The following is a 14,255-nucleotide window of genomic DNA, read 5'->3' as shown; positions in this document are numbered from 1 at the left end:
ACATACATGAGTGGACCGGTTCAGTATTCCGATTTATTTGACGGCTTGGGCCTTGGCTCGCAGGAGCTGCTGGACTTCACCAAGTCGGTGCAGGGCCTGAACCGCAACTACAAAGCCTTCGCCAAAAACCTCGACGGCGACGCCCAGCGCATCAACGCCGGCCTGGCCACCATTCAGGCAGCCCTGGCCGGCGTGCGGGACGCGCTCAACACCACGGGCGTAGGCAACAGCCAGCAACGCAAGCAGATCAGCGACCTGACCGCCGAGGTCAGCAAGCTGGCCAAAGAGCAGAACAGCTACAAAGCTGCCCTTGCTGGGCAGGCCCAGGTGCGCCGCGTCACTAAACAGGCCACTGATGAACTGAATAAAAGCCTGCGTGAGCAGCAGGACGCCCTACGCAAAGCCTATTCTGAACGCAACATTGAAGGGGCTCAGAAAGCGGCCCTGAACATCCTGAGCCTGAAACGGCAGACGGATGAGCTCAGCAAAACCCTGCGCGGGGCCAACTCCGACCTGACCGCCGTATCCGGCTCCTATAACCGCCTCGCGCTGGATACCAAGCGGCTCGGAGAGCAGCTACGCGCCCTGCCCGGCGGCTTCGATGCTACCGACACGGCCGCCCAAGCCCTGAAAAAGCAGTTCTACGAGAATACCCAGCGGCTCAAGGACTTTGACCGGGAACTGAATCAGAACTTCCGCGAGGTCGGCTCCTACGCCAAGGGCATCATCGAGGCCGTTACCGCTCTCAACTCGCAGAAAGGCGCGCTGCAGGACAACCTGTTCGCGCTCCAGCAGCAGCGCCGGGCCACGGGCCTCACTGCTGAGCAGCAGGATAAGCTGCAGAAAGAAATCCGCGAGACGGAAAATGAGCTGGAAAAAGTCAATGGCCAGCTGAAAACCTATGGGGTGCGGGCCGGGCAGGCCAATGGCATTACCACCACGGTGCAAAAAGGCATCGGTGGCATGGGACAGGCGTTTTTCGGCGCGTACTACGGACTGCAGGGCCTGGCCAACGGCTTGCAGGAAATCTTCGAGCGAAACGTCGCCTACTCTGACCAGGCCGCCGACGTTCGGAAAGCCACGGGCCAAAGCGCCGAGGAATTTGAGCAGCTTGCCGACGCGCTGAAAAAGGTAGATACCCGCACCTCGCTGGCGGGGCAGCTGGATATTGCCAAAGTGGGCGGGCAGCTGGGCAAAACCAAAGCCGAAATCGAGGGCTTCACCAAAGCCATTGATATTGCCGTGCAGGCTCTGGAAGATGATTTCAGCGGCGGCGCGGAGCAGATTGCCACTGAGCTGGGTAAGATTGAACTGGTTTTCCGCAAAACGCTGGGCGAGGATCAGAATCAGAACCTCATCAACATCGGTTCGGCCATCAACCAGCTCGGCGCGGAAGGGGCCGCCACCGCCCCGTTTTTGGCCGAGGTAGCGTTACGGGTCGGCGCGTCGGCCGCCAACGCCCGGCTGGGCCTGAAAGACGTGCTGGCCTACGCCACCGTGCTGCAGGAAACCGGCTCGACGGCGGAAGTCAGCGGCACCGCCCTGAACCGCCTGTTTTCCACGCTCAGCACCCGCACCAAGGAAAGCTTCAAGATTGCCCGCCTGGCGGATGCCAACCTGACGCTGAAGCAGTTCAAGAACCTGGTCAACAACGATTTTCAGGGAGCCATCAGCCTGTTTCTACGAGGCCTCAACACCGGCGGCACCTCGACTACGAAGTTCAACTCCCTCATGGCCACCCTCAAGCTACAGAGCGGCGAGGCCAAAAACGCTATTACCACGCTGGCCAAAAACACCGAGTTGTTGGCTCAAAAGCAGCAGACCGCCAACGAGCAGCTGCGCGAGGGCACCTCGCTGGCTGCCGAGGCGGCCATCAAAAACGACAACCTGGCCGGCAGCTGGGCCAAACTTAAAAAGGACGTCGGCGACTTCTTCACCAGCGGCACAGCCAACCAGGCCCTAAAGTGGTTGGTGGATTCGACCCGCGCCGCGCTGAATTTTAAGGACGGCTTCGGTGCCCTGTTCGACGGCCGGATTCTGGGCCTGGCTAAAAAGCAGGTCGATGACTATGGCAAGTCGTTGGCCGATTCGGCCCTGCAGCAGCGCAAGTTTGCCGATGGTACCGATTCCATGCTGGCCCGCTTCACCCGCCTGAGCAGCATTACCAACCCTACCATTCAGCAGCAGCAGCAGCTACGCGCTACCGTGCTGGCCTTGAAAGACCGGCTCGGGGAAACCGCCGTAGTGCTTAACCAGCAGACCGGCCAGTACGACCTGAACACGGCAGCGGTGCAGCGCAACACCGCCGCGGCCCGCAGCAAGTACCTCACCGACGCCACCAACCTGGCCAAACGCCTGGAGCAGCTGGATAAGGAAGCGGCTGGTGCTCAGTCGTTGGCTACCGCTATTCTGGAAGAAGCCAACGCGCGCGAGCAGCTGGTGAAAGCCAACACGAAGATTCCGAAAGGCGAAAACTTTGATGAGGTGCTGCGCTACAACGTGCGGCAACGGCAGCGCGACCCGCAGAAATATGATTCCTACCAGGGTCAGGGCGCTATCAAACCCGAAATCCTGAAAGCCTACACCGAGTACGTAGACCTGACCCAGAAAGCCCAGCAGGCGCAGATTCGCGCTACCCTGGCAGAGCAGGGCCGGGCCAAAGTGTTGGACCAGTTGAAGCGCATCGGGTTGGATGCGACATCTGCCTATGCCCTGCTGATCAAGGCCACCGACGACGGTACCGCCGCCACCGACGACAGCATCGACAAGGACAAGGAGAAGAAAAAAGCGGTTGCCGACGTTGCCAAAGCCGAATACGACCTGGCTAAGCAGCGGCTGGAAGAGCAGTTGAAGGACTTCCAGCGGCAGCAGGAAAACCCGGCCAACGGCGAAGCCGTGCGGCTGCGGGCGGCCCAGAAAGCGGCCGGGGTGCGGCGTGAGCTGGCCCGGCTGGAGCGGGATGAGCTGATTCGAGAAGCCGCCCAGACCTATCAGGACCAGGTGAACGGCCAGCGGGCGTTGGGCGTAGCCCGCGTGCGCCTGCAGGAATCCTTCAGTGCCCAGCTGCTCACCATCGACCGCGACCTGAGCAAAGAGGAACTGGCTATCCGCAACGCCCTGCTGGATAAGCTCGGGGAAATCGATCAGCTGCAGTTAGAACAGGAAATCGAAACGCTGGACCTGATTGCGCAGGATGAGGGTCGGTCCTACCAGGAACGGCAGAATGCAGCGCTGGCCGCCGCTGCCCGCCGGCTGGAAATCATCGAACTGGAAGGCCAGGCTCAGGTGCGCGCCGCCCAGGGTAACGCCCAGCAGTTGTTGAAAATCCAGCAGGAACTGGAGAAAAAGCGCGCGGAAGCGTTGCGCCAGCCGAAGCCATTCAATGCCGAATTTGCCAACGAGGACGCGCTGAAAGGCTATGAGCGGCAGCAGCTCGCGCTGGAACGCCGCCGGGCCGCCGGCCTGGTGGGCGAGCGGGGCTACCAGAAAGAGCTGATACGGCTCGAAAACGAGTATCTGGATACCAAGCTGGGCAACCTGCAAAAGGACAGCACCAAGCAGCGAGAAGCCGCGCAGCTGGAGTTGGAAATTGCCCGCCGCAAAAACCAGCAGAAGCTGGAGGATGAGCGCGAGCATCAGCGGCTGCGGGGCGAACTGATTCAGGAAGGCTTGCAGAACGTGCAGCAGCTGTCCGATTCGTTCTACGAAATAGGGGCCAACCGCCGGGCGCAGGAGCTGCAGGACGTGACCATGAAAAAGGATGCGGAGTTGCGGGTAGCTGGTGAAAATGAGGAACTGAAAGCTCAGATTGAGGAAAATTACCGCCGTCGGGAGTTGGCCATCCGGCAAAAGCAGGCCAAAGCTGACCGCAACCAGGCGTTGTTCAATATTGCGCTGAATACGGGCATGGCGGTTACGTCGGTGCTGAGCACCGGCGGCGGTACCCGCTACGCCGACTTCGGTATCTCCGCCGGGATTCTGACCGCGCTGGTTATCGGGCAGGGTCTGGCGCAGGCCGCCGCCGTACTGTCCCGGCCCCTGCCTCAGTACGCCAAAGGCCGCACCGGCGGCCCCGCCGAATGGGCGTTGGTAGGGGAAGCCGGCCCCGAACTGGTAAGCGGCCGTAGCGGCGGCGCGCAGTTGTTCAGCAAGCCCACCATTACCTATCTGCCACAGGGTGCCGACGTGCATACCGCCGCCCAGACCCGCGACATTTTGCGCGACAACCGCTTCGTAGAAAACCGCCTTATCACCCGCCGTTACCAGGATGAGCTGTACCAGCGTACCCAAGCCATTGAGCGGCCCGGCAAGCCCGCCCCCGACCCGGTAGCCCGGCTGGCAGAGGCCAACCGCCGCGACACCGACCGGCTGATTTCGGCCTGGCACGACCGGCCCGAACAGCGGCTCACCGAACGGGGGCTGGAAACCTTCACCCGCCGCGGCGAGCATACCACCCAGCACACGACCCGCCGCTACCGGCGTAACAGCTAACTGCATGCGTACCCTTTCCCTACCCGCCGGGCACACCATCGACCTGTTTCAAACCGTGCACGAGCTGCCCGCCCGCCGGCACCTGCACTTCAACGCCCTGCTGGTGCAGGCCGGCGGCATCGGCAACACCCCACAGGACATTAACGACCGATTCGGCCGGGTCGGGCAACTGCTGGCGGCCGGCAAAACGGCGGAAGCTATTACCGAGTTTGAGAACCTGCACTATGCCTTCCACTTCGCTCTTTCCCAGTTCTCCCCTACCCAGCAGTCCTTCGGGGTGCTGGTGGCGGCCGTGGATGGGCAGCCAGTAGCCGACTTTTCCCCCGACGCCCTGACGCGGCTGCTGGAGCAGCTCAGCGGGTGGGGCCTGAGCGCGGGTATGGTGGAGGCGGAAGTCTCGGACGTAAAAAAAAACTGTCAGCTGAACTGACCGCCCTGTTTCCGGAGCGGCAGCAGGAAGGTGAGCAGCTCGCGCTGGCCAGCCAGCAGAAACGCCGTTCGCTGGCCCTACTGGACTACCTGCTGACGCAGGATGAGGCTCATCTGCGCACCGTGCGGGAAGTGGACGCGTGGTTGCTGGAGCTGGCCCGCCCCGACCAGTTCAGCGAAGGCGACCCGGACAACATCATTACCCACCTGCACCGCAGCTTCGAAAACCTGTGCGCTATTCTGGCTGCCCATGGCACCCCGGATGCTGGCAGTCTGCCTCTGTTCCAGTTTCATGCCCGGTTGGGCTGGCTACAGAAGAAGATGGAGGCAAAGCATCAGGAGTAGGAAAAATATTTTTCTGGAATGTCGGCAAAGCGTCACGTCAATTACAGTCCTTGTCGGCATGAAGAAACCCCAAACACCCCAGACTCAGGACCAGTTGCGAGTCCTTATCGAAAACGACCTCAAAAATAGGCTGAAAGCCTTTTTAAGCTCTCACAACGTTGACCCAAATAAGGTCGATAAGATTGTTCAAGCGTTGGTCGATACAGCAAACCCAACCCGTATTTCTGGAAAGGCAATGCTTAAAGTAACTCCTAAAAAGCCTGTACAGCTTGATGGACTTACAATGAAAGACTTGCTACCTAGCACCTACTTCAATTCGTAAACCCAACAGCCCCGGTCCCAACAGATCGGGGCTTTTGCTTTCCTCAGCTTATTGTATGTATTTTACACATAATAATGACAGACCAGAACCAGACCCTTTTGCGCTTTACCCTACTGAGCGAGTTGCTGGGTCCGCAACGGCAGAATGTGGACCCCATCGGCTGGGAGGATATGGGCGTACAGCTCCACCGCGACGGCAAGTACCACGGCATGACTACGGAATACACCGTGGAGCTGGGCTTCGTGAAAGAAGGCCGCGCCTACCTGGCGCAGCTGCTGGAGGTGGCCGGCGTGGAAGCGCCCGTTACCCTCATGGTGGAGGTGTACGACCCCAACACGTTCTACTGGGAAACCTGCTATCAGGGCCCGCTGGATCTGAGTAACGCGACGCAGACCGCTACCGAGTTCCGATGCACGGCGGAGAAAACGGGCTTTACCATCAAGTTTTTGAACCGGCTGGATACCACCGTAGACCTGTTGGGCCGCGAGTCGGTAGGCGGCAATGCACTGCCCGCGTTTTCGCCTACCACGGTGGAACTGCACAGCAAGGCCATTAGCCAGCGCTACGAAGCGGTAACCCCGCACAACCCGCTGCCCGCGTTTCCGGACTACGTGACCGACGGCAACAGTCGGTTCAAGATTATGTACTTCGGGTTTGGCCCGGCTACGGTCGATGAGTTCGGCGTGCAGGAAGTCGGCGGGGGTACAGTCACGATGCCCGACACCAATCCCGAGGTTCCGGTCTATGTGACCAAGGAGAAGGGCCTGTTCAGCATCGACTTCAACATCCAGTGCTTGCTGCGGATTCAGCGGCAGAACGGCAAAGGCGACTTCGATAAGGCCGACGGGGAAATCTACTTCCGCATCAACGGCGAGCAGCCGGTCAAGCTATTCGACTTCCGCAGTTCGGGCATTGCCGGCGAGTTCCGCAAGCAACTGACGGCCGCGTACCGCATCACCCGCAACCTGAACATCGGCGACCGAATCTACCTGTACGGCCGCCTGCACGTCTACGACATCAACGGACCCGCCATCGGACCGTACCAGTTCACGGTGCTGCTGGAGATGCAAACCGGCTCCTACTTCCGCATGCAGGCCGATACCCAGACCGATCCGACGCCGGTGACCGGGCTGCTGGCGTACGAAGCGCTGGACCGCCTCGCGCAGGCCCTGACCGATCAGCCGGTGGCGCTGCGCAGTGCGTTCTACGGCCGTACCGATACCCGCCCGGCCTATCCTGCCGATGGCCCGGGCAGCCTGACGATGGTAACCGGCGGCTTCCAGGTGCGCGGGTTTCCACTTACGCTCAAATCGGTGTATGCCACCTGGAAAGACCTGTTCGATTCGCTCAACGCTGCCCACTGGCTGGGCTACGGCACCGAACGGCTCGCCAACGGCACCGAGGTGCTGCGGGTAGAGCAGGCCAGCTACTTCTACGCCAATGAAGTGGTGCTGACGCTGGCCGCCCCCGTGCAGGACTACCTGCCCGATACCGCCGGCACGCTCATCAGCAACCTGCTGCTCAAAGAGCTGCCCGACCGTACCTACATCACGGCCAAGGCCGGCTGGCAGAAGTGGCAAACCCAGAGCCTGAACGGCCTGGACGAGTTCAACGCTACCCGCGAGTGGGCCCTGCCCCTGGTGCAGCCCCAGGCCAGCTACGACGCCGTGGGCCAGTACATCACGGCCGGCTTCTACCTGGAAAGTACGCGCCGCCAGCGCTACGACGCCACGGCCACCACCGACGACCGGGCCGATAACGACAACTTCCTGATCTGCCTGCTGCGCGCCCCCGGCGGCGGCTTCCAGACCGAGCGCAACCAGCTGTTCAGTGACGTTACCGGGCTGTACTCGCCTGATACGGCCTACAACCTGCGCCTCTCCCCCGCCCGCCTGCTGCGGCGCCACGGGCCCGCGCTGGCCGCCGGGCTGCGCTTCCAGCAGGGCCGTCGGGTGCGCTTCAGCTTCGGCGAGGGCAACAACGCGCTGAGCACCCGCCTGCCGGGCGAGGCCGCGGTAGTGGAAGGGGCCGACGTGCTGGTAACGGAACTGGGCACGCCGCTGTGGCGCGCCCAGAGCTGGGAGTTTACCGCGCCCTGCACCTGGCAGCAGGCGGCGGCCGTGCTGGCCAACCCGCGGGGCCGGGTGCGCTTCCAGGACCAGCGCGGGCAATGGCAGGAAGGCTGGATTCTGGATTTCAAACACACGCTCAGCCGCGCAGAGGCCAGCTTCACGCTGCTGCGCTGCCATACCCTTTCCGCGTAATGGCCTACAAACGCTTTAAGACCGTCTACACGTTTGACCGGTATTACGAGGATTCAACCGATCCGCGTGTCCGGGGTGAAATCTACCTGGTGGAAACCTGGGATTTCGACACGGTGACGCGTGGCGTGCTGTACCGGGACAGCTCCCGTAACCCACCGTTCGACCGGTTCACCGGCGAAGGGGGCACCGACCCGATTCCGCAGGACGAGGAGACGCTGGGCGAGGTGCACACCGAGTGCATCGGCACCACGCGCCGGGCTTACCTGCACGTCGGCGGCGGCATCATCACCCCGCAAGACACGCCCAACTCCACCGAGTGCGGCTTCGGCGAGCTGAAATGGGAACGGGTAACGCCCTACGCCCCCGCCCCGGGCCAGACCACCGGCCGGGTGCAGGTTGATACCATCGGCGGCATTGCGCCCCGCTACGTGCAGGCCGTGGGCGTGGGCTACGTCGGGCCTATTGTGGAGCTGGACCAGGACGGCTGGGCGGAACTGACCGGGCTGGCCCCGGGCAGCTACCTGCTGACGGCCTACGACAGCGGCGTTCCGGCCCAGTACATCAACCAGAACATCACCATTGCCGCCGCTGTTGTCGGCGGCTGCACCGACCGGGCCGCCACGAACTTCAACCCGCTGGCCCGGCTCGACGACGGCAGCTGCACGTACGCCCCGCCGGTGCGCACCCCCGTTTTCCGCGTGCCCCGCCTGAACCCGCTGCGGTTTGTGCTGGAACAGGACACCGATAACTGCAGCGTATTCGAAGGCCTGGACAACGTGTTGTTCTGCCAGCAGCACCGGCCCGGCCAGCAGCTGCGCCCCCTCTACCGGCAGCCGGTGCAGTTCTGCGACCAGCTGACCCTGCAGGTGCACACCGACTTTACTAGTGTGCAGGCGGAAATCGTACGGCAGCTGGACGGGCAGGTAGTGCGCACCCAGGCGGCCACCCTCCGGCAGCGCCTTACCGGCCTATCTGATCCGCTGCCGGTATCGGTGCGGGAGTTCACCGGCGGGCTGACAGCGCTGGTAGCCGAGGCCGGCGCGCTCCCCCCGTCCCTGCGCCGGGCCGCCCGCCTCACGCTCAGCGGGGCCACTACCGGTACCTACCGGGTGCGGGAGGTGGCCTGGCTGGATGGCGAGCAGGTGCTCGTGCTGACGCGGCCGTGGGCGGCGGCGGCCGGCGACATCCAGGCGCGCTGGCAGCTGGACATCGTGAACTTCAACGTCTGGGAGGTAGCGCTGAACCTCGGCGGGCTGCCGGCCGGCGACTACCAGGTGCGACTGCGCGGTACCGACGTGACGGAAGCCGACGTCGTGGCCGTGTCCGAGCCGCTGCACCTGGCCAGCGAGCACGCCAACACCATTGTGGTGGAGTACCGCAACCGCGACAACGCCTTCGGCATGGTGTGGACCACCGGCATTACCCCACGCCTACGGGTGGCCGGCACCTTCTTCCGCCGCAAACCGGCGGGCGAGGCTACCCTGCACCGCTCCAGCAGCGGCATGCCAACGCTGCTTTCCTCGTCGGTCCGGCGGCAGGTGGTGCTGGAGACGGCCGGGCTGCCCGACTGGCTGCACGAGCAGCTGGCGGTGGTGTTCCGCCTCGACAGCGTGCGGGTGCAGGGCCGGGCCGTGCTGGCCCCCGACGCCTACGAGGCCACCGAGCTGCGCACCTATCCCCTCTCGGCCGGCGCAGTGACGCTGGAACTGCTCGAGGGATTCGGCACTGGCAATGGCACAGACAATGGCGGGCTACCAGCCACAGATGACAACCTATTGGAGCTGCGTCAAGGTGGCTTCCTAAAACTTCACTAAGATGGCCAATAAGTATCTGGACACGCTCGACCCATGGCCGCTGGCAACCCCGTTGCCGGGCGGCACCCTGTTTATGGTGAGCGTTGGCGGCAAAGAGTACCGCATTGAGCAGTCGCAGCTGCCGCTGCCGGCTACTGCCGGTTCGCAGGCGGCCCCGCTGCAGGTAGCTGCCTCACGTACCGACCTGCTGGCCGCCGCCGCCGCTAGTAAGCTCACCCCCGGCACGCAGTACCAGGTAACCGGCCGGGGCGTGGGCAAGCTGCCGGTAGTGGTAGCCGCGGTAAGCCGCACCCAGCTGGCCGCCATCGGCACCCGTCTGGAGTCGAACGGCTCGGTAACAGGCGTTGGCTACGATCTGGCCAGCGACACCGATACCGTGCTGGGCGGTAGTGGCGAGGCGTTGACGGCGGCCCTGCTGGCTACTATTACACAGCAGGGCAGCGGCATCACGCTGGCAGTGGTGAATGATAAACTGGTGATTTCGGCCACGTCTCAGCCAGCACCTGAAGCACCACGCAACCCGCAGACCGATGATGTGAGCAACAGCTTCTCGCACGCGTTAGTGACGGGCTTTCCGTCGGCATCCGATTACGAACTGGAGAAGTCGGCGGAGGCCGCCGGCTACTCCCTGCGCACCGATGCCTACGTGCAGAACGGGCGGGTGTATTTCCCAGGCATCACCGGGCCGCACGCCGTGGGCACCGTCCGCAGCCGCGTGGTGGCCAGCGGCAGCCGTCCCGCCGGGGCCAGCGTGAGTAACGTGGTAGCCTTCACCGGACCGGTTGCGGAAGCTGGCACTATCACATTTCAGGATGTGCAGGGCTCCGATTCCATCTCAACTTTCACTGTAACGGCTTCTTAGCGCTATGGGCAACACCCTTACCATGTCCGCGTCGCGGGCGAATACAACGAAGGCTATCGAGTTCTTGAATCCTGCCACGGGTACCTGGCAAGCAGGTATTCAGCAGTCGGATGGTTCGTTTCGCGTCGTATTCACCGGCATTCCTGCCGGCAACTACAGCAACTTGAAAGCGCGGTTAGCAGGTAGCGCACCGGCTATCGAGGCTACTTGGCCCGGGCCAGTAACAGTTGCAAACGCAGGCACTACGCCTACTGCTCCTGGCCCCGTAACGCAGCTTGATACCACGGCCGGTAACGCACAGGTAACCGTTACGGTGGAACCACCAGCAGACGGCGGCGCGGCTATTCAGAGCTACCGGTATGAGTACCGGCAGGGTACGTCCGGCAACTGGCTGGTAGCCGGCACCACGGCCAACCAGAGCTACCCCGTTACGGGCCTGACCAATGGCACCAGCTACCAGTTCCGGGCCTTCGCTACGAACTCAGCGGGCACCAGCGCGGCGGGGGCGGTGGTAACGGCTACGCCAGCGGCCCCAAGCAATCCCGGCACACCCATTGCCTTCGACTACACGACCAGCAGCGCCGCGTTTTCCAGCAATATTCACGACTTCGCCCGCACGGGCTACCGGGGACGTTCGGCATTCGCGGAAGTGTCCCACACCACCGATGCCACCAGCGTAGAAGTCACGATGCGCAACCTATCCTACACGGGGGATTATGTATCGGTATGCGTCTACATCGACGCTATCAGCGCCACCCCTTACGCTATCCTGGATGGAATAGCCGGGCAGGAATATACTGTGGCTACCGCCTCGCTGCCAGCGGGCACGAAAAAGGTAATCATCCGGCAGGGGGCTACTGCTCAACTCAACAGCGTGCCCGTGCAGGGCTTCGACATTACGAAAGTGGAGTACAAGGGCGGCAGCTCCGCCACCCTCTTCACGCCCGCCCGCAAGGCCCTGCGGGTAGTGCACATGGGGGATTCTATCAGCGTGGGGGCAGGCACTCCCATCACTGGCCGGGACGGTTACAACCCGCTGCTGCGGCTGGATATGCCGACCTGGGAACACGCCAGCATGGGCTCGGCTGGTTCGCTGGCAAACGTAATCGGGAACACCGAACTACAACAGGCCAAGGATTATCTGGCCGGAGCGACACGCAAAGTCGTGTGGTGGGAGCTGGGCACGAACAACACGGGGCAATCAGCGGAATCCTACGCCTCCGAAGTCGGGGCTAAGTTCGACTTCCTGCACGGGCTAGACTCAACCATTGAAATCTTCGGACAGGTGCCGTTCTACCGGCAGAACAACACGGCCACCGACAGCATCCGCGAGGGGATGCGGCAGATTGCCGCCGCCCGGCCGTGGGTGAAGCTGGTAGAAACGGGCGACTGGATCGGGGAAGCTGACCTGGCGGATACGGTACACCCCAACCCCGGCGGGCACATCAAAATAAAGAACCGCATCAAGGACATTCTGCTCAACGGGCTGCCAGCTACCGGAGACGGTTACACCCGCTCTACGATGGTGGCCGCCGAGTCGGGGCCAAGTATGTCCTACCAGAACGAGTCGTTCGTTACGTCGCTGCGCAATGAGCAGTGGGACTACGTAAAACCCGCCGGTACTACCGCCCCCGGTACGCTGGCCGGGATGGGCTTCACGGTAGACAACACGAAAAATTCCCTCGCATCCGTCATTGGCTTCAATACCTCCACCGCCGTGGCGGGCGGGTTTGACATGACCTGGGGACTGTTCATTTCTGAATCGCCCAGTGACGCCACCAAGTTCAGGCTGCGGATAGTGCAGGGCAATCTGGTCAGCACAGTAGACACAGACACTGACGTACCAACGGGCACCAGCTACGAACTGCGGGTCGATACCGACACAGTTCCTGACACGACCAACATTGACCTCTATCGAAAGCTGCCGGGCGGGTCGTTCACGCTGCTTCAGGCCGCTATCTACCAGTATAGCGGGGCGCTGTATCCCATCGTGAAGGTTGCCGGCTATGCGGTAGCGGGCCTGTACAAACCGACCGTCCTGACCACGGCATAGCATAGTTTTATGAACAGAAAGCCCCAGCCTGTATTTAGGCTGGGGCTTTATTGTTTACCAAGCGCGGGCATCTTCCTCGTTAGAAATTTGCCATGCTGGCTGATTCAGCCACGCATTTACTGCGAGAAACAGCTTATTGAGTACCTTCTTCATATAGTTCATCAAATGATTTGCGGGGTAGTAGCCCTAGTACAATTCTAAGTGAATATACAACTCCGACTGGCCATACCATAAGCATCAGCAAAGCGGTAATGACAAGAGGCAGTTTTCGTAGCTCACAACGCACACCCTGCACTACAATGGCCTGCTGAATTGTCGCGCCGGCCAGCATATCAACCACCAAGTAAAACGCTGTAATCATTAATCCAGCGCGTAGGTATAAAAGAAGAAGCATGCGGGCAATATACCTCGCATGCATTTAATGCGGAACATCGGTTCCGTGATAAGGGTGCTATCTTTGGGGTTCAATACAATAATCAATGCAACTTCCCAAGATACTGCACTTGCCCGCAGCTACCAGCAATCGAGTATTCGGATTAGATGTACTACGCGCGGTTGCTATCATGACCGTGCTGGTAGGACACACATTTGAATTGATTCCATCTGCAGTGCTCCCCTTTATAGAGCCCCTGATCACGGATGGCGTGAGTATGTTTTTCGTTCTAAGCGGGTTTCTTATAGGGGGTATTCTGATCAAAACATTAGAAACCCGTCCAGCTTCGGGTTTGGTGTTGCTTGATTTTTGGATAAAGAGATGGTTTAGAACAGTACCACCTTATCTATTGGCGCTAGTGTTACTACTAGTCGTGTATAAGTTGACTGTTCCAGGCTTCATTATCAGAGATAAGGCCTACTACTTTGTGTTTTTTCAAAATTTCAACTGGCCCCACCCTGCGTTTTTTCCCGAGAGTTGGTCTCTGGCTATAGAGGAATGGTTCTATTTAATCAGCGCATCCTCTATTTTCTTGTTGGCAACGCGTGTCTCACCTAAAAAAGCTGTATTAGCAGTAGCCGTAATTATTCTGGTAGGCTGCACGTTTTACCGGTATATCAAATTTCAGCATGCTGTACCAGTAACGCTTGATGATTGGGACTATAGTCTGCGTAAGCAAGTTTTAACCCGGCTAGATACGTTAATGTATGGCGTACTTGCGGCATATATTTCTCACTACTTTCCGACTTTATGGCGCAAGAAATCGCTACTACTGCTTATTATCGGAATAGGCATGTTGCTGGCAAGCGTTAGTATTTTTAAGGTATTGCCACCATCGTCCCTGTATATCAGCGTGTTTTACTTTACACAAGTTGGCCTTGGTTCAGCACTGTTACTACCATTTCTAAGCCAGTGGCAAACTGCGAGAGGCCCTATAGCAGCATCAATTACACACATCAGTCTAATCTCTTATTCGCTTTACCTTTTGCACTTCTCTTTATTGCTTAATGCTTTTCTTATTCCTTCCATGCCAAAGCTGCCAGGGTCAGCCTTGTCACAGCAGCTTATTGCACTAGTCATATTCTGGGTTGGCTCACTTACATTGGCAACTTTGTCTTACAAGTATTTTGAAGTACCAACCACGCACCTACGGCGTTTTGTTAAGTTGAATATCCCATCAAGAAAGGGAGACGCAAATCATAAGGTGACCAGATAAGTTGCCAATTATCCCCCTGCTTCCAA

At 60.4% G+C, this 14,255-nt stretch carries 10 protein-coding genes; 9 read left to right on the top strand and 1 reads right to left on the bottom strand.

The features are described from left to right. Positions 1-6 precede the first annotated feature (6 nt). The 8 genes from ACN19L_RS19165 to ACN19L_RS19130 all read left to right on the top strand — a co-directional run bounded on the left by ACN19L_RS19165 (position 7) and on the right by ACN19L_RS19130 (position 12,580). On the top strand, positions 7-4,491 hold the full coding sequence (locus tag ACN19L_RS19165; protein ID WP_426491068.1) for a phage tail tape measure protein: 4,485 nt from the start codon (positions 7-9) through the stop codon (positions 4,489-4,491). Positions 4,492-4,495: 4 nt separating this feature from the next. Beyond that, positions 4,496-4,921, top strand: coding sequence for a hypothetical protein (locus ACN19L_RS19160; protein WP_426491067.1), 426 nt, complete (start codon positions 4,496-4,498; stop codon positions 4,919-4,921). Beyond that, positions 4,852-5,265 (top strand): hypothetical protein, encoded by a 414-nt coding sequence (locus ACN19L_RS19155; RefSeq protein WP_426491066.1) that lies wholly within the window; start codon positions 4,852-4,854, stop codon positions 5,263-5,265. The genes ACN19L_RS19160 and ACN19L_RS19155 overlap by 70 nt, the downstream gene beginning before the upstream one ends. 58 nt (positions 5,266-5,323) lie before the next feature. Next, positions 5,324-5,587, top strand: a complete 264-nt coding sequence (locus ACN19L_RS19150) for a hypothetical protein (protein WP_426491065.1) — start codon at positions 5,324-5,326, stop codon at positions 5,585-5,587. 74 nt (positions 5,588-5,661) lie between these two features. Beyond that, positions 5,662-7,851, top strand: a complete 2,190-nt coding sequence (locus ACN19L_RS19145) for a hypothetical protein (protein ID WP_426491064.1) — start codon at positions 5,662-5,664, stop codon at positions 7,849-7,851. Further along, positions 7,851-9,665: a hypothetical protein gene (locus tag ACN19L_RS19140; RefSeq protein WP_426491063.1), complete on the top strand. Its 1,815-nt coding sequence runs from the start codon at positions 7,851-7,853 to the stop codon at positions 9,663-9,665. The genes ACN19L_RS19145 and ACN19L_RS19140 overlap by 1 nt, the downstream gene beginning before the upstream one ends. A gap of 1 nt (position 9,666) precedes the next feature. Continuing rightward, positions 9,667-10,527, top strand: a complete 861-nt coding sequence (locus tag ACN19L_RS19135; RefSeq protein WP_426491062.1) for a hypothetical protein — start codon at positions 9,667-9,669, stop codon at positions 10,525-10,527. Positions 10,528-10,531: 4 nt separating this feature from the next. Then, on the top strand, positions 10,532-12,580 hold the full coding sequence (locus ACN19L_RS19130) for a fibronectin type III domain-containing protein (protein WP_426491061.1): 2,049 nt from the start codon (positions 10,532-10,534) through the stop codon (positions 12,578-12,580). Positions 12,581-12,713: 133 nt separating this feature from the next. Here ACN19L_RS19130 and ACN19L_RS19125 read toward each other — a convergent pair whose 3' ends face one another. Next, positions 12,714-12,974 carry a hypothetical protein gene (locus ACN19L_RS19125; RefSeq protein ID WP_426491060.1) on the bottom strand — a complete coding sequence of 87 codons (261 nt, stop codon included), beginning with the start codon at positions 12,972-12,974 and terminating at the stop codon, positions 12,714-12,716. 109 nt (positions 12,975-13,083) lie between these two features. On the opposite strand from ACN19L_RS19125, the gene ACN19L_RS19120 reads away from it, so the two are divergent. Next, positions 13,084-14,229, top strand: a complete 1,146-nt coding sequence (locus ACN19L_RS19120; RefSeq protein WP_426491059.1) for an acyltransferase family protein — start codon at positions 13,084-13,086, stop codon at positions 14,227-14,229. Positions 14,230-14,255: the final 26 nt, after the last annotated feature.

This window comes from Hymenobacter sp. 102 (assembly GCF_049949205.1).
Lineage (GTDB): Bacteria > Bacteroidota > Bacteroidia > Cytophagales > Hymenobacteraceae > Hymenobacter.
The sequence above is the reverse complement of the archived record's forward strand: the minus strand, read 5'-3'. Positions and strand labels throughout refer to the sequence as shown.

Coding starts and splice junctions, on each gene's coding strand:
- ACN19L_RS19165 (WP_426491068.1), top strand. CDS start 7: ATGAGTGGACCGGTTCAGTATTCCGATTTATTTGACGGCTTGGGCCTT.
- ACN19L_RS19160 (WP_426491067.1), top strand. CDS start 4,496: ATGCGTACCCTTTCCCTACCCGCCGGGCACACCATCGACCTGTTTCAA.
- ACN19L_RS19150 (WP_426491065.1), top strand. CDS start 5,324: ATGAAGAAACCCCAAACACCCCAGACTCAGGACCAGTTGCGAGTCCTT.
- ACN19L_RS19145 (WP_426491064.1), top strand. CDS start 5,662: ATGACAGACCAGAACCAGACCCTTTTGCGCTTTACCCTACTGAGCGAG.
- ACN19L_RS19140 (WP_426491063.1), top strand. CDS start 7,851: ATGGCCTACAAACGCTTTAAGACCGTCTACACGTTTGACCGGTATTAC.
- ACN19L_RS19135 (WP_426491062.1), top strand. CDS start 9,667: ATGGCCAATAAGTATCTGGACACGCTCGACCCATGGCCGCTGGCAACC.
- ACN19L_RS19130 (WP_426491061.1), top strand. CDS start 10,532: ATGGGCAACACCCTTACCATGTCCGCGTCGCGGGCGAATACAACGAAG.
- ACN19L_RS19125 (WP_426491060.1), bottom strand. CDS start 12,974: ATGCTTCTTCTTTTATACCTACGCGCTGGATTAATGATTACAGCGTTT.